General features: G+C 60.3%; 14 protein-coding genes. All 14 read left to right on the top strand.

The window, feature by feature from the left end; all coding sequences use genetic code 11:
* The first annotated feature begins 3 nt into the window (after positions 1 to 3).
* The 14 genes from KFO72_RS01635 (at position 4) to atpG (ending at position 14,172) form a co-directional block, all read left to right on the top strand.
* Entirely contained in the window at positions 4 to 1,788 is a 1,785-nt protein-coding gene (locus KFO72_RS01635) for an ATP-binding cassette domain-containing protein (protein WP_225031248.1), read from the top strand.
* Entirely contained in the window at positions 1,788 to 2,549 is a 762-nt protein-coding gene (locus KFO72_RS01630; RefSeq protein ID WP_225031284.1) for an ABC transporter ATP-binding protein, read from the top strand. The genes KFO72_RS01635 and KFO72_RS01630 overlap by 1 nt, the downstream gene beginning before the upstream one ends.
* A gap of 170 nt (positions 2,550 to 2,719) precedes the next feature.
* The gene (mnmG, locus tag KFO72_RS01625) at positions 2,720 to 4,678 is read left to right on the top strand and encodes a tRNA uridine-5-carboxymethylaminomethyl(34) synthesis enzyme MnmG (RefSeq protein WP_054929323.1); all 1,959 of its coding nucleotides are present in this window, start codon (positions 2,720 to 2,722) and stop codon (positions 4,676 to 4,678) included.
* A complete protein-coding gene (gene rsmG / locus KFO72_RS01620; RefSeq protein WP_225031247.1) occupies positions 4,675 to 5,352 on the top strand; it encodes a 16S rRNA (guanine(527)-N(7))-methyltransferase RsmG in 678 nt (225 codons plus the stop codon). The genes mnmG and rsmG overlap by 4 nt, the downstream gene beginning before the upstream one ends.
* A gap of 49 nt (positions 5,353 to 5,401) precedes the next feature.
* A complete protein-coding gene (locus KFO72_RS01615) occupies positions 5,402 to 6,172 on the top strand; it encodes a ParA family protein (RefSeq protein ID WP_035987394.1) in 771 nt (256 codons plus the stop codon).
* A 38-nt stretch (positions 6,173 to 6,210) separates the two neighbouring features.
* Positions 6,211 to 7,101 carry a ParB/RepB/Spo0J family partition protein gene (locus KFO72_RS01610; RefSeq protein WP_054929321.1) on the top strand — a complete coding sequence of 297 codons (891 nt, stop codon included), beginning with the start codon at positions 6,211 to 6,213 and terminating at the stop codon, positions 7,099 to 7,101.
* A gap of 12 nt (positions 7,102 to 7,113) precedes the next feature.
* On the top strand, positions 7,114 to 8,262 hold the full coding sequence (locus KFO72_RS01605) for a sodium:proton antiporter (protein WP_054929320.1): 1,149 nt from the start codon (positions 7,114 to 7,116) through the stop codon (positions 8,260 to 8,262).
* A 281-nt stretch (positions 8,263 to 8,543) separates the two neighbouring features.
* Positions 8,544 to 9,089 carry an ATP synthase subunit I gene (locus KFO72_RS01600; protein WP_054929319.1) on the top strand — a complete coding sequence of 182 codons (546 nt, stop codon included), beginning with the start codon at positions 8,544 to 8,546 and terminating at the stop codon, positions 9,087 to 9,089.
* A 160-nt stretch (positions 9,090 to 9,249) separates the two neighbouring features.
* Positions 9,250 to 10,101, top strand: coding sequence for a F0F1 ATP synthase subunit A (atpB, locus tag KFO72_RS01595; protein ID WP_054929318.1), 852 nt, complete (start codon positions 9,250 to 9,252; stop codon positions 10,099 to 10,101).
* Between the two features lie 73 nt (positions 10,102 to 10,174).
* The gene (gene atpE, locus KFO72_RS01590; protein ID WP_007180033.1) at positions 10,175 to 10,444 is read left to right on the top strand and encodes a F0F1 ATP synthase subunit C; all 270 of its coding nucleotides are present in this window, start codon (positions 10,175 to 10,177) and stop codon (positions 10,442 to 10,444) included.
* 137 nt (positions 10,445 to 10,581) lie between these two features.
* Positions 10,582 to 11,052 carry a F0F1 ATP synthase subunit B gene (locus KFO72_RS01585; RefSeq protein WP_054929317.1) on the top strand — a complete coding sequence of 157 codons (471 nt, stop codon included), beginning with the start codon at positions 10,582 to 10,584 and terminating at the stop codon, positions 11,050 to 11,052.
* A gap of 2 nt (positions 11,053 to 11,054) precedes the next feature.
* Entirely contained in the window at positions 11,055 to 11,594 is a 540-nt protein-coding gene (locus tag KFO72_RS01580; RefSeq protein ID WP_054929316.1) for a F0F1 ATP synthase subunit delta, read from the top strand.
* Positions 11,595 to 11,652: 58 nt separating this feature from the next.
* Positions 11,653 to 13,194 carry a F0F1 ATP synthase subunit alpha gene (gene atpA / locus KFO72_RS01575; protein ID WP_054929315.1) on the top strand — a complete coding sequence of 514 codons (1,542 nt, stop codon included), beginning with the start codon at positions 11,653 to 11,655 and terminating at the stop codon, positions 13,192 to 13,194.
* A 90-nt stretch (positions 13,195 to 13,284) separates the two neighbouring features.
* Positions 13,285 to 14,172, top strand: a complete 888-nt coding sequence (gene atpG / locus KFO72_RS01570) for a F0F1 ATP synthase subunit gamma (RefSeq protein ID WP_054929314.1) — start codon at positions 13,285 to 13,287, stop codon at positions 14,170 to 14,172.
* Positions 14,173 to 14,195 lie beyond the last annotated feature (23 nt).

Genomic DNA, 14,195 nt, shown 5'->3' with positions numbered 1-14,195 from the left:
GCGATGAAACGCATCATGAAAAACAGGTTCTTCTGGTTGTTCCTCGTCGTGATGTTCGCGCTGCCCGTGCTGCCGCAGCCGATCCGCGTACCCGAGTACTGGGTGACGCTGCTCAACTACATCGGGCTGTATTCGATCGTGGCGATCGGGCTGGTGCTGCTGACGGGTATCGGCGGCATGACGAGCTTTGGGCAGGCGGCGTTCGTCGGCGTGGGCGCCTATGCGACGGCCTATCTGACGACGCACTTCGGCGTCTCACCCTGGCTCGCGCTGATCGTCGGCGTCGTGCTGACGGCGCTTATCGCGCTGCTGCTGGGCGCCGTCACGATGCGGCTGTCGGGCCACTTCCTGCCGCTCGGAACGATCGCATGGGGTCTCGCGTTGTTCTTCCTGTTCGGCAATATGGAGATGCTCGGCAAGTACGACGGGATCAACGGAATTCCGGTGCTGAACGTGCTCGGCATCAACCTGGAATCGGGCCGCCACATCTACTACCTGATCTGGATCGTCGTGCTCGGCGCCGTGGTTTCTGTTCAGAATCTGCTTAATAGCCGGCCTGGGCGTGCGATTCGCGCGCTGCGCGGCGGTGGTCTGATGGCGGAAGCAATGGGCGTGAATACGGCGTGGATGCGCGTAGTCATTTTCGTCTACGCGGCGGTGCTGGCGGCAATTTCGGGCTTTCTGTACGCGCATTTGCAGCGCGCGGTGAATCCGACGCCTTTCGGCCTGAATCACGGGATCGAGTTTCTGTTCATGGCCGTGGTCGGCGGCGTCGCGCATGTGTGGGGCGCGGTGCTGGGCGCGGCAATCCTGACGATTCTCCAGGACTATCTGCAGACGCTGCTGCCGAAACTCCTCGGTGAAAACGGCAACTTCGAGATCATCGTTTTTGGCGTCCTGATGGTGCTGCTTTTGCAGTATGCACGCCAAGGTGTGTGGCCGTTCGTCGCGCGGATGTTCCCGCGCGGTCCGCGCGCGCACGTGCCGGATCATGCGGATGCTTTGCCGCAGCGCAGCAAGCCGGCTGCGGGAGAATCCCTGCTGGTGGTGGACAAGGCGCGTAAGCAGTTCGGCGGTCTGGTGGCCGTCAACGATGTCAGCTTCGAAGTAAAGGCGGGGCAGATCATTGGGTTGATCGGGCCTAACGGCGCCGGCAAATCGACGACCTTCAATCTGGTCACGGGCGTCCTGCAGCCGACGAGCGGTGCGATTTCGTTCCAGGGCGAACGTATCGATGCGCTCAATTCACGTGAAATCGTCAGACGCGGCATCGGGCGCACGTTCCAGCACGTCAAGCTGCTGCCGGGTATGACCGTGCTGGAGAATGTCGCCATCGGCGCGCATCTGCGCGGGCATGCGGGCGTGTGGCGCAGCGTGGCACGCCTGAATGTCGCCGAGGAGGCGCGTCTGATGGCGGAAGCGGCTCGCCAGATCCGGCGCGTGGGTCTCGAAGAGCATATGTACGACGAAGCGGGCAGCCTCGCGCTGGGCAAGCAGCGGATTCTGGAGATTGCACGTGCGCTGTGCTGCGATCCGACGCTTCTGCTGCTCGATGAGCCGGCGGCCGGCCTGCGCTATCAGGAAAAGCAGCAACTGGCGACGCTTCTGCGCAAGCTTCGAGAAGAAGGGATGAGCGTGCTATTGGTCGAACACGACATGGATTTCGTGATGAACCTGACGGACCGACTGGTGGTCATGGAATTTGGGACGCGTATCGCGGAAGGCTTGCCGCAAGACGTGCAGAACGATCCGGCCGTGCTGGAAGCTTATCTGGGCGGGGTGGAGTGATGGTGAATCAGACAACGGCTGCGCCGATTCTTGAAGTCAGTAGTCTTTCCGTGCGCTACGGAAAGGTCGAAGCGCTGCATGGCGCGAAAATCGCCGTCGGCCCCGGGCAGATCGTCTCGGTGATCGGGCCGAATGGCGCGGGTAAGTCTACGCTGCTGAATGCGGTCATGGGCGCGTTACCCGTAACGGGGCATGCAAAGGGCGCGATCATGTACCGGGACGAGGACGTGAGCCACGTTCCCGTCGAGAAGCGGGTCGCGCGCGGTATGTGTCTTGTGCCGGAAAAGCGCGAGTTGTTTGCTGCGATGACGGTCGAGGACAATCTGATTCTGGGTGCGTATCGCCGCAAGCGTGCTGGCGAACGGAATTATCTCGACCAGCTTGAGCCGGTGTTCCAGCTTTTTCCGCGATTAAAAGAGCGTCGCAAACAGGCGGCCGGAACGCTGTCGGGCGGCGAGCGGCAAATGTTGGCAGTTGGACGCGCGTTGATGGGCAAGCCGGACCTGCTGATGCTCGATGAACCGAGCTTGGGCTTGGCGCCGTTGATCGTGAAGGAGATTTTTCACATCATCAGCGGGCTGCGTCAGACGGGTGTTGCCACGCTGCTGATTGAACAGAATGCACGCGCTGCGCTGCAGATCTCCGACTATGGCTACGTTCTCGAAACAGGAGAACTCGCCCTGGAAGGAGCGGCGAACGAATTGGCGCAAAACCCGCGTGTTATCGAAACCTATTTGGGTCTGACGAAGAAAGTCGCCTAGCAACGGGATTTTTTGGCGGATTGGCTGTCAAATGAGCGGCGTGTTTCACGTGAAACACGCCGTTTTTTCGTCCTATACCGTCTGGATGGAATTCGGGCCAAAAGCGAACCCGCTATAATTTCGCCCATACTTTCTTTTAGGCTCACGCTGGATCCCGCGTGAGATCCGCGATGCTTTATCCCACAGAGTTTGACGTAATCGTCGTTGGCGGCGGTCATGCCGGCACGGAAGCCGCTTTGGCGTCCGCGCGCATGGGCAACAAGACGCTTTTGCTGACGCACAACATCGAAACCCTCGGTCAGATGAGCTGCAATCCGTCGATCGGCGGCATCGGCAAAGGCCATCTGGTCAAGGAAGTCGACGCGCTCGGCGGCGCAATGGCGGCTGCTACTGACGAAGGCGGGATTCAATTCCGCATTCTCAACTCGTCGAAGGGGCCCGCCGTTCGGGCCACGCGCGCGCAGGCTGACCGCATTCTGTACAAGGCGGCGATCCGCCATCGTCTCGAAAATCAGCCTAATCTTTGGCTTTTTCAGCAGTCCGTCGACGATTTGATGGTCGAAGGTGACCGCGTTGTCGGCGCCGTGACGCAGGTCGGGGTTCGTTTTCGCTCACGTGCGGTGGTGTTGACGGCGGGCACCTTCCTCGATGGGAAGATCCACGTCGGCCTCAATAACTACACGGGCGGGCGGGCAGGGGACCCAGCTGCGGTGTCGCTGTCGGCGCGCCTCAAGGAGTTGAAGCTGCCGCAAGGCCGGCTGAAGACGGGCACACCGCCGCGTATCGACGGCCGTACGATCGATTTCTCGAAGCTGGAAGAGCAGCCGGGCGACCTCGATCCGATCCCCGTGTTCTCGTTCCTCGGACGCGTCGAGCAGCATCCGCGTCAGGTGCCTTGCTGGGTGACGCATACCAATTCCCAAACTCACGACATCATCCGCAGCGGTCTTGACCGTTCGCCGATGTACACGGGCGTAATCGAAGGGGTTGGACCGCGTTATTGCCCGTCGATTGAGGACAAGATTCACCGTTTCGCTTCGAAAGAGTCGCATCAGATCTTTCTGGAGCCGGAAGGCTTGACCACGAACGAGTTTTATCCGAACGGAATCTCCACCAGTCTGCCGTTTGACGTTCAGCTCGAGCTGGTCCGCTCGATGGTCGGTCTGGAGCACGCGCATATCCTACGACCCGGCTATGCGATCGAGTATGACTACTTCGATCCGCGTGGACTGAAGGCATCCCTGGAAACGAAGGTGATCAGCGGCCTGTTCTTTGCCGGTCAGATCAACGGCACTACCGGCTACGAAGAGGCGGCGGCCCAAGGCCTGCTGGCCGGGATCAATGCCGGTTTATACGTCCAGGATAAGGAAGCGTGGTGTCCGCGCCGGGATCAGGCTTATCTGGGCGTGCTGGTGGACGATCTGGTCACGCGTGGCGTCTCTGAGCCTTACCGGATGTTCACCAGCCGCGCGGAATATCGCTTGAGCCTGCGCGAAGACAACGCTGACATGCGTCTGACCGAGATCGGCCGCGAACTCGGCGTAGTTGACGACGAGCGTTGGGATGCTTTCAGCCGAAAGCGCGACGCTGTTTCACGTGAAACAGAGCGGCTGCGCACCACGTGGGTCAATCCGAAGACGCTTTCGTCTGAGGAAGCGACGGCATTGCTCGGCAAGCCTATTGACCATGAGTACAGTCTGGCCGATCTGTTGCGGCGCCCCGGAGTTTCGTACGACGGCGTCTGCGCTCTGCGCGAAGGCGCCTGCGGTCCGGCTGAAGCGTTGGCCCATGACGAAGTGCTGCTCGCGCAGATCAAGGAGCAAATCGAGATCGGCGTCAAATATCAGGGCTATATCGAGCGGCAAGCAGGTGAGATCGAACGAAACGAGGCGCACGAGAACACGAGGTTGCCAGAAAATCTCGATTATTCGGAGGTCCGTGGGTTGTCGTTCGAGGCACGTCAGAAGCTGACGCAGTTCCGCCCGGAAACGATCGGCCAGGCGTCGCGCATCTCGGGCATCACCCCGGCTGCAATCTCACTGCTGATGGTTCACCTGAAGCGCGGCCTTGGTCGGCGTGCGCAGAAACCGGCCAGCGCAGGCACCGACAACTCGCCGGTGGCTCAATGACGGCGCGTATCGATACGACAGCGGGGCGCGAGACGCTCGCCGCTCTGCTTGAAGAAGGTCTGCGCGAACTCGACATCGACCTGACAGCGGAACAAAAGGGCAAACTCCTCGACTACGTTGCGTTGCTGGCCAAATGGAACGCCGTCTACAACCTGACGGCGATCCGCGATCCGAGGCAAATGCTGATACAGCACATCCTGGATTCTCTTTCGATCGTTCCGCACCTGGCCACCCTCGGTCCTGCAACGCTGTTGGACGTCGGCTCGGGCGGCGGGCTGCCAGGTATCGTCCTGGCAATCGTGTTTCCCGAGTGGTCCATCACCGTCAACGACATCGTTCAGAAAAAGTCCGCGTTCCAGTCGCAAGCTAAGGCGGAACTGGGCTTGGGAAATCTGTCGGTTGTGACGGGGCGCGTCGAAAATCTGCGGCCAGGAATCGAGGTTCCAGGAAAGTTTGATGCGATCGTCTCGCGTGCATTCGCAGAGCTTGCGGATTTCGTTACACTGGCCCGTCACCTCGTCGCGGACGATGGCGCAATCTGGGCAATGAAGGGCGTTCGACCGGATGGGGAAATCGAGCGGCTGCCTGAAGGCGCCCACGTGAAGCAAGTGATTCGTCTCAGAGTGCCTGCGTTGGATGCCGAGCGGCATCTGATCGAGGTCACGGTAGGCTGAATTTCAAATCGAAATTTCGTTAAACAGGCTGCAAAGGGACACCTAACAGATGGCAAAAATCTTCTGCGTTGCGAACCAGAAGGGTGGAGTCGGCAAAACGACGACCGCGGTCAATCTCGCCGCGAGCCTCGCATCGCAGGGACAACGCGTCCTGCTCATCGATCTCGATCCGCAAGGCAACGCCACCATGGGCAGCGGCGTCGACAAAGCCGCGTGCGAAAACACGGTTTATGAAGTGCTGGTCGACGGCGTCTCGGTAGCCGATGCGCGAGTGAAGTCGGAAGCCGTTTCGTATGATGTATTGCCGGCGAATCGCGAACTGGCCGGGGCGGAAGTCGAACTCGTGGGCATGGAGAATCGCGAGCGCCAGCTCAAGGAGGCGATTGCGCAGGTCGTGCCGGACTACGACTTCGTGCTGATCGACTGTCCTCCCGCGCTGTCGCTGTTGACGCTGAACGGACTCTGCGCCGCGCATGGCGTCGTTATTCCGATGCAGTGCGAATACTTCGCGCTCGAGGGCCTGTCGGACCTCATCAATACCATCAAGCAGGTGCATGCGAACCTGAATCGAGATCTGAAAGTGATCGGCTTGTTGCGCGTCATGTTCGACCCACGCATCACGCTGCAACAGCAGGTGTCTGAGCAATTGAAAGAGCACTTTGGAGACAAGGTGTTCGACGTCGTCATTCCGCGGAACGTGCGACTCGCCGAGGCGCCGAGTTACGGTCTGCCGGGTGTCGTGTTCGACCGCGCATCGCGCGGCGCGCAGGCGTATGTGCAGTTCGGCGCGGAAATGATCGAGCGGGTGCGCATGCTATGACGCAGCGTCAATCATCCAAAGCGGATCGAGGAACCACGATGAACGCAGTAGCACGGAAGAAGGGGCTGGGCAGGGGGCTGGAGGCACTGCTCGGCGGAAGCGCGGATATCACGGAAGCGGTGAAGATCAACGGCGCACCTCACACGTTGCCGCTCGACAAGATGCAGGCGGGCAAGTATCAACCGCGCACGCGGATGGACGAGGGTGCGCTGCAGGAACTGGCGGCCAGCATTCGCGCTCAGGGTCTGATGCAGCCGATTCTGGTGCGGCCCGTTTCTCCCGAGAAGTTTGAAATCATCGCCGGCGAGCGGCGTTTTCGCGCTGCGCGGCTCGCTGGTCTCGATGAAGTACCTGTCCTCGTGCGCGACGTGCCCGATCAGGCCGCCGCCGCGATGGCGCTTATCGAGAATATCCAGCGGGAAGATCTGAATCCTCTTGAAGAAGCGCAGGGTATCCAGAGGCTACTCGATGAGTTCAGCTTCACGCATGAACAGGCGGCCGAGTCGGTGGGGCGCTCGCGCAGCGCGGTGTCAAATCTGCTGCGTCTGCTGAATCTCGCGTCTCCTGTGCAAACGATGCTGCTCGCCGGCGACCTCGACATGGGCCACGCGCGCGCACTGCTGGCCGTGGACGGAGCCACGCAGATTACGCTCGCGAACCAGGTCGTCAACAAGCGCATGTCGGTGCGCGAAACCGAAAAGCTGGTCACGGCGACGACCAAAGCTGTACCCGCTGTGAAGGCGAAAGCGAACAACGACGGCGGCCGCGATACGCGACGGCTCGAAGAGGAGCTGTCGGATCTGCTTGCCGCCACGGTGAAGATCAAGCTCGGACGCCGTGGGCGAGGGCAGGTGCTGGTCGATTTCGGCGACCTCGACGCGCTGGAAGGCATTCTCGCCCGCTTGCGCGGCAACGCAGCTGCTGCATAAGAACCGTCTCCGATGCCCGTTGCCGAACAAGCGTTAAGATCGCATCGCAACCTGCTGCGTACGATCATCCACTATGCAACGAAGGAGCCGGTCCTCACCGTGCTCGTCGTTGCGTTGATCGCATTGCAGGTTTTTCATCCGCATCCGTGGGGATCGTTGCCCGCGCTGGTCGACTGGCAGACGGTGATGACGCTTGCCGGCCTGCTGATCTTGACGAAAGCCGTCGAATATTCAGGATTCCTGATATGGCTCGCGCATCGCGTCGTCCATCACATCCGGTCGCAGCGAGCGTTGGCGTATCTGTTGATCACGCTCGCGGCTGCCCTGTCGACGTTGCTCACCAACGATGTCGCGTTATTCGTCGTTGTGCCGCTGGCACTGTCGCTGAACGAGTTGACGCCGCTGCCGCTCAAGCGGCTGGTCATTTTCATCGCGATAGCGGTCAACGCTGGCTCGATCCTCACGCCCTTGGGCAATCCGCAAAACCTGTTTCTCTGGCAAACGAGCGGCGTCTCATTCGGCGGATTCGTGCTGGCGCTCGCGCCTTTGTGCTTCGCGCTGATGGCGATGCTGTACGCGTTGGCCGCGGTATCGTTCAAGCGGACCGCGCTGGATCTGTCGAACGACACAGAACCGCATCCCGTCGATCGTCCGTTGCTTGGCATTGCCGTCATCTTGTTTGCAGCATTCGTGCTTCTCGCCGATTCTCATCGGGCGGGCATCGGACTGATTGGCGTCGGCGCCGGATTTATCTTCTGGCGGCCGCGAATCGTTCTGAAGATCGACTGGCTCTTGCTGCTGATCTTCGTATTCATGTTCATCGTATTGAGAAGCGTTGCAGCGCTGCCGTGGGTACACAACGCTGTCGGGCAGTTGCATCTCGCAACGCCACTGCGCGCCTACGCGGCGGGCGCCGTGCTCTCCCAGTTCATCAGCAATGTGCCCGCAGCGATCATGCTGGCCGAGTTTTCCAGGGATTGGCGAGCGCTTGCGTTCGGCGTCAGCGTCGGCGGCTTCGGATTCGCGATCGGTTCGCTGGCGAATCTGATTGCAGTGAGGCTTTCAGGACAGCGTGGAATGTGGGCGCAATTTCACCTCTTTTCGATCCCGTTCTGGGTCGTGAGCGGTGCAATCGGCGGCTGGCTTCTGTTGCGTTTTTGACACTCGTGCGTGTGGCAAAAACACGCGTTCAAACGTGCCGCTCTAGCATAGTCCGGCCCGCATTTCCCGGTTTCCCGCGACGTCCTTACATTTGCAGTCCGACAGCATGAAAATCGGAGCTTTCCCGTATCGTGAAGCACCGTTTCATGCGGGTTATTGGTCGGGCTAAAGTCTTGAATTGCCTGCAACTATCGCTTACAATCGCCCGGATTTATTTGCTAGGCAATCCCGTAAGCGGTGCGAAAGCTCGCGGACTGAACAGGACTCTGCGGAACACTGCGATGGCGGTCAAAGCGTCGAACCAAACGCCGCAACAACGGCACGACGAAAACCGTCACGAGCGCAGCGGCCCGCAAGCGACTGACGGTCAGCGCGCCGTGCATGACGAGGCGTGGGATGCCGAGCAGCAAGATAACAATATCGTTCCGCTCACGCGGGCCGAGGCCGAAAAACTGTTCGGCCCGAACGTGAGTCGTCCATCGCGCGTTACACCGTTCAAGGTCGTGATTGCGCAAATGGTTTTGTCCCTGGGTGCGACGCTGTTGTGGTGGCTGTTCTACGAGCCGCCGGGCGCTGCTGCGCTGTCCGCCTTCCTGGGAGGAGCGATTTGCTGGGTGCCGAGCGCATTGTTCGCGGCACGTCTTAAGAAGTTGAGCGGCGCCCAGACAGCCATGAGCTGGATGATCGGTGAAGCGCTCAAGATGGGGACAACGATCGCGATGTTTATTGCCATCGCCTTCTGGTATCACGACGTACGGTGGATTCCGCTGCTCGTGACCTATCTCATCGCTCTCAAGACGTACTGGATTGCGCTCGCCTGGCGATGAAGCAAACGAGACATTAGGCTGGTGCGAGGCGTGAACAACGCTGCGTCAGCAACGAGGCGCGCGGGTTCGACAAAGACCCGCGCTGGCGTGTTCCCGCAATAAAGCATTGCGGCGGGAGCGGCCCGGAAAGATTTTCGACAATTTGGGTGGCATTAACGATATGGCAGCTAGCGAAGGAACGCGCGCTCTGGATCCGTCCGAGTACATTGCGCACCACTTGCAGAATTTTTCCACCGCTCATCAGACGTCGATTTTCGACATCCACGTCTGGAATCTCGATACGCTTTTCTGGTCGATCGTGTGCGGTCTCGTCACCATTTTCATCTTGCGTCTCGCTGCGCGTAAGGCGACCTCCGGCGTGCCGGGCCGCTTCCAGTGCGCAGTCGAAATGCTGGTCGAGATGGTCGAAGACCAATCGAAGTCGATGATCCACGGCAATCGCACGTTCATCGCACCGCTCGCGCTGACCGTGTTCGTCTGGGTCGCGCTGATGAACTCGCTCGACTTTCTTCCCGTCGACCTGCCGGGCCGCGTGATCGGCGCGCTGGGTCTGTCGGAAGTCATCCCGCACCACCGCATCGTTCCGACTGCCGACCTGAACGGCACGCTCGGCATCGCGCTCGGCGTGTTCGTGCTGATGATTTACTACAACTTCAAGATCAAGGGCGCCGGCGGCTTCGTGCACGAGTTGCTGTCCGCTCCGTTCGGCGCGCATCCGCTGCTGTGGATCCCGAACCTTGCACTGAACATCATCGAGTTCGTCGCGAAGACGGTTTCCCTCGGCATGCGGCTGTTCGGCAACATGTACGCGGGCGAGCTGTTGTTCCTGCTGATTGCCCTGCTCGGCAGCATCTGGAGCTTCGGCGCGGACACGACGGTGCTTGGCTTCATCGGCCACGTGATCGCGGGCAGCGTGTGGGCGATCTTCCACATCCTGATCGTTCTGCTGCAGGCGTTCATTTTCATGATGCTGACGCTGGTGTACATCGGCCAGGCACACGACTCCCACTAACGTGGCGTCGTAAAGAAAGAATCGTAGTTTTTTAAATCCCAGTTCCAAAAAGACTTTTCACAAAGGAGTGATCATGCAAGCTTTCATCGCCAACATCCAGGGTCTGACCGCCATCGGTATCGGCATCATCATCGGCCTGGGTGCTATCGGCGCCTGTATCGGTATCGGTCTGATGGGCGGCAAGTACATCGAAGCATGCGCTCGCCAGCCGGAACTGATGAACCCGCTGCAAACCAAGATGTTCCTGCTGGCTGGTCTGATCGATGCGGCGTTCCTGATTGGCGTTGGTGTGGCAATGCTGTTTGCGTTCGCGAACCCGCTGCTGTCGAAGCTGGCAGGCTGAGGTTCCTCGGAAGTGTGCGCCTGATCTATAACTGATAAGGCGCGAAGCGGAACGGGCACTAAGGCGCTGATCGAGCAATGAATCGATGAGCGCCTTGCCGTTTCCTCCTCCGACCAAGCAACGTTTAAGGAAACACCGTGAATCTCAACGCAACCCTGTTTGCGCAAATGGTCGTGTTCCTGATCCTCGCGTGGTTCACGATGAAGTTCGTGTGGCCGCCGCTGATCAACGCCCTCGACGAGCGCTCGAAAAAGATCGCCGACGGTCTCTCGGCCGCTGAAAAGGGCAAGTTGGAACTCGAAGCCGCGCACAAGCGCGTCGACCAGGAACTCGCTCAGGCACGCAACGACGGCCAGCAACGTATTGCTGACGCCGAAAAGCGTGCAGTCGCGGTCGCTGACGAAATCAAGGCACAGGCGCAAGCCGAAGCGGCGCGCATCATCGCTCAGGCGAAAGCCGACGCGGAACAGCAGGTCGTGAAGGCCCGTGAAACGCTGCGTGGCGAAGTCGCTGCGCTCGCCGTGAAGGGCGCCGAGCAGATCCTGAAGCGCGAAGTCGACCAGGCAGCTCACGCTGACCTGCTGAATCAACTCAAAGCCGAGCTCTGATCATGGCCGAACTTGCAACCATCGCCCGTCCGTACGCAGAAGCGCTGTTTGGCGTGGCCGAAGCTGGTGACACCGCCGCCTGGTCCACGCTCGTGCAGGAGCTGGCACAGGTTGCGCGTCTGCCCGAAGTGCTGTCGATTGCCTCGAGCCCGAAAGTCAGCCGTGCCCAGATCAGCGAACTGCTGCTGGCCGCGGTGAAATCGCCGCTCAAGGACAACCCGCAGGCGAAGAATCTGGTTCAGATGCTGGTCGACAATCATCGTCTGCCGCTTTTGCCGGAAATCGCCACGCAGTTCGAAGAGTTGAAGAACGCCCGCGAAGGTGCGGCCGATGCGCTGATCGTCAGCGCATTCCCCCTCGAAGGTGCGCAGCTGAACGACCTCGTCGCAAGCCTCGAACGCAAATTCAAGCGCAAGCTGAAGCCGACGGTCCAGGTGGACTCGTCGCTGATCGGCGGCGTTCGCGTGACGGTTGGCGACGAAGTGCTCGATACCTCGGTCCGCGCGCGGCTCGCCAGCATGCAGACGGCTCTGACGGCCTGAAGCCCTCACGTGGTTGTGACGGCTGGCACGCAACAGAATTGACTATCAGGAGCGAATAATGCAACTCAATCCCTCTGAGATCAGCGAGCTGATCAAGAGCCGGATCCAGGGCCTTGAAGCGAGCGCAGACGTTCGCAACCAGGGCACCGTGATCTCCGTGACCGACGGTATCGTGCGTATCCACGGCCTGTCGGAAGTGATGCAGGGCGAAATGCTCGAATTCCCGGGCAACGTGTACGGCCTCGCGCTCAACCTCGAGCGTGACTCGGTCGGCGCGGTGATTCTGGGCGAATACGAAAGCATCTCGGAAGGCGACGTCGTCAAGACGACGGGCCGCATTCTCGAAGTGCCGGTGGGCCCGGAACTGATCGGCCGCGTGGTCGACGCACTGGGCAACCCGATCGACGGCAAGGGCCCGATCAACGCGAAGAAAACCGACGCAATCGAAAAGATCGCGCCGGGCGTGATCTGGCGTAAGTCGGTGTCGCAGCCGGTGCAAACCGGTCTGAAGTCGATCGACTCGATGGTGCCGATCGGCCGTGGCCAGCGCGAGCTGATCATTGGCGACCGCCAGTGCGGCAAGACGGCCGTCGCAGTCGACACGATCATCAACCAGAAGGGCAAAGACCTGATCTGTATCTACGTCGCGATCGGCCAGAAGGCTTCGTCGATCGTGAACGTGGTTCGCAAGCTCGAAGAAACGGGCGCGATGGAATACACGATCGTCGTCGCAGCTTCGGCTTCGGAATCGGCGGCGATGCAGTACCTCGCACCGTACGCCGGCTGCACGATGGGCGAATACTTCCGCGACCGCGGCCAGGACGCACTGATCGTTTATGACGACTTGACCAAGCAAGCTTGGGCATACCGTCAGATCTCGCTGCTGCTGCGCCGTCCGCCGGGCCGTGAAGCTTACCCGGGCGACGTGTTCTATCTGCACTCGCGTTTGCTGGAACGTGCGGCTCGCGTCTCGGAAGAGTATGTCGAGAAGTTCACGAACGGCGAAGTGAAGGGCAAGAGCGGCTCGCTGACGGCACTGCCCGTCATCGAAACGCAGGCAGGCGACGTGACCGCATTCGTTCCGACGAACGTGATCTCGATTACCGACGGCCAGATCTTCCTGGAAACCGACCTTTTCAACGCAGGTATCCGCCCGGCAATTAACGCCGGCGTGTCGGTGTCGCGCGTTGGTGGCGCGGCACAGACGAAGGTCGTGAAGAAGCTGTCGGGCGGTATCCGTACCGACCTCGCACAGTACCGTGAACTGGCAGCGTTCGCGCAGTTCGCATCGGACCTCGACGAGGCAACCCGCAAGCAGCTGGAGCGCGGCCGCCGCGTGACGGAACTGCTGAAGCAGCCGCAGTACCAGCCGCTGCAAGTGTGGGAGCTGTCGGTGTCGCTGTTCGCAGCGAACAACGGCTACCTCGACGATCTGGAAGTGTCGCAAGTGCTGCCTTTCGAAAAGGGCCTGCGCGATTTCCTGAAGTCGAAGCACGCTGACCTGATCAAGCGCATCGAAGACAACAAAGACCTCTCGAAGGACGACGAGGGCGCGCTGCATGCCGCACTCAAGGACTTCAAGAAGTCGGGCGCTTATTGATCCGCGAGTGATCCGCAAGGCATAAACGGACCTTGAAGCAGCGTGGGCGCGTGAAAGCGTGTCCGTGCTGCTTCGATCAAGGAGCAAGCAATGGCTGGAATGAAGGAAATTCGCGGCAAGATCAAGAGCGTGCAAAACACGCGCAAGATCACGAAAGCGATGGAGATGGTGGCCGCATCGAAGATGCGCCGCGCTCAGGAGCGCATGCGCGCTGCTCGCCCGTACGCCGACAAGGTCCGCGATATCGCTGCGCACATGAGCAGTGCTACGCCGGAGTACCGTCACCCGTTCATGGTCACGAACGAAGGGGCGAAGTCGACGGGCTTCATCCTTGTCACGACTGACAAGGGTCTGTGCGGCGGTATGAACACGAACGTGCTGCGCGCTTCGCTCCAGAAGTTCAAGGAGCTGGAAGGCCAGGGCAAGACGGTCGAAGCGACGGCAATCGGCGGCAAGGGTCTGGGTTTCCTGAACCGTCTGCGCGCGAAGATCGTGTCGAACGTCGTGCAACTGGGCGACACACCGCACCTCGAGAAGCTGATCGGCGCAGTGAAGGTTCAGCTCGACATGTACTCGGAAGGCAAGGTTTCCGCCGTGTACATCGCGTACACCCGCTTCGTCAATACGATGAAGCAGGAGCCGGTGATCGAGCAACTGCTGCCGCTGTCGGCGGAACAGTTCGAGAGCAAGGGCGACAAGGATGGTCCGACGCCGAAAACGTCGTGGGACTACATCTACGAGCCGGACGCGCAAACCGTCGTCGACGAATTGCTGGTGCGTTATGTCGAAGCGTTGGTCTATCAGGCCGTCGCGGAAAACATGGCATCGGAACAGTCGGCACGGATGGTCGCAATGAAGGCCGCTTCGGACAATGCGAAGACGGTCATCAACGAACTGCAGCTCGTGTACAACAAGAGCCGTCAGGCAGCGATCACGAAGGAACTGTCGGAAATCGTCGGTGGCGCCGCGGCAGTCTGACGCTAACGTCGACACGCGGAAGC

It is taken from the genome of Paraburkholderia sp. XV (genome assembly GCF_020177535.1).
In the GTDB taxonomy this organism is placed as follows: domain Bacteria; phylum Pseudomonadota; class Gammaproteobacteria; order Burkholderiales; family Burkholderiaceae; genus Paraburkholderia; species Paraburkholderia caribensis.
Note: the sequence above shows the minus strand (reverse complement) of the source record. Positions and strands in the feature narration are given on the sequence as shown.

Coding starts and splice junctions, on each gene's coding strand:
- KFO72_RS01635 (WP_225031248.1), top strand. CDS start 4: ATGAAACGCATCATGAAAAACAGGTTCTTCTGGTTGTTCCTCGTCGTG.
- KFO72_RS01630 (WP_225031284.1), top strand. CDS start 1,788: ATGGTGAATCAGACAACGGCTGCGCCGATTCTTGAAGTCAGTAGTCTT.
- mnmG (WP_054929323.1), top strand. CDS start 2,720: ATGCTTTATCCCACAGAGTTTGACGTAATCGTCGTTGGCGGCGGTCAT.
- rsmG (WP_225031247.1), top strand. CDS start 4,675: ATGACGGCGCGTATCGATACGACAGCGGGGCGCGAGACGCTCGCCGCT.
- KFO72_RS01615 (WP_035987394.1), top strand. CDS start 5,402: ATGGCAAAAATCTTCTGCGTTGCGAACCAGAAGGGTGGAGTCGGCAAA.
- KFO72_RS01610 (WP_054929321.1), top strand. CDS start 6,211: ATGAACGCAGTAGCACGGAAGAAGGGGCTGGGCAGGGGGCTGGAGGCA.
- KFO72_RS01605 (WP_054929320.1), top strand. CDS start 7,114: ATGCCCGTTGCCGAACAAGCGTTAAGATCGCATCGCAACCTGCTGCGT.
- KFO72_RS01600 (WP_054929319.1), top strand. CDS start 8,544: ATGGCGGTCAAAGCGTCGAACCAAACGCCGCAACAACGGCACGACGAA.
- atpB (WP_054929318.1), top strand. CDS start 9,250: ATGGCAGCTAGCGAAGGAACGCGCGCTCTGGATCCGTCCGAGTACATT.
- atpE (WP_007180033.1), top strand. CDS start 10,175: ATGCAAGCTTTCATCGCCAACATCCAGGGTCTGACCGCCATCGGTATC.
- KFO72_RS01580 (WP_054929316.1), top strand. CDS start 11,055: ATGGCCGAACTTGCAACCATCGCCCGTCCGTACGCAGAAGCGCTGTTT.
- atpA (WP_054929315.1), top strand. CDS start 11,653: ATGCAACTCAATCCCTCTGAGATCAGCGAGCTGATCAAGAGCCGGATC.
- atpG (WP_054929314.1), top strand. CDS start 13,285: ATGGCTGGAATGAAGGAAATTCGCGGCAAGATCAAGAGCGTGCAAAAC.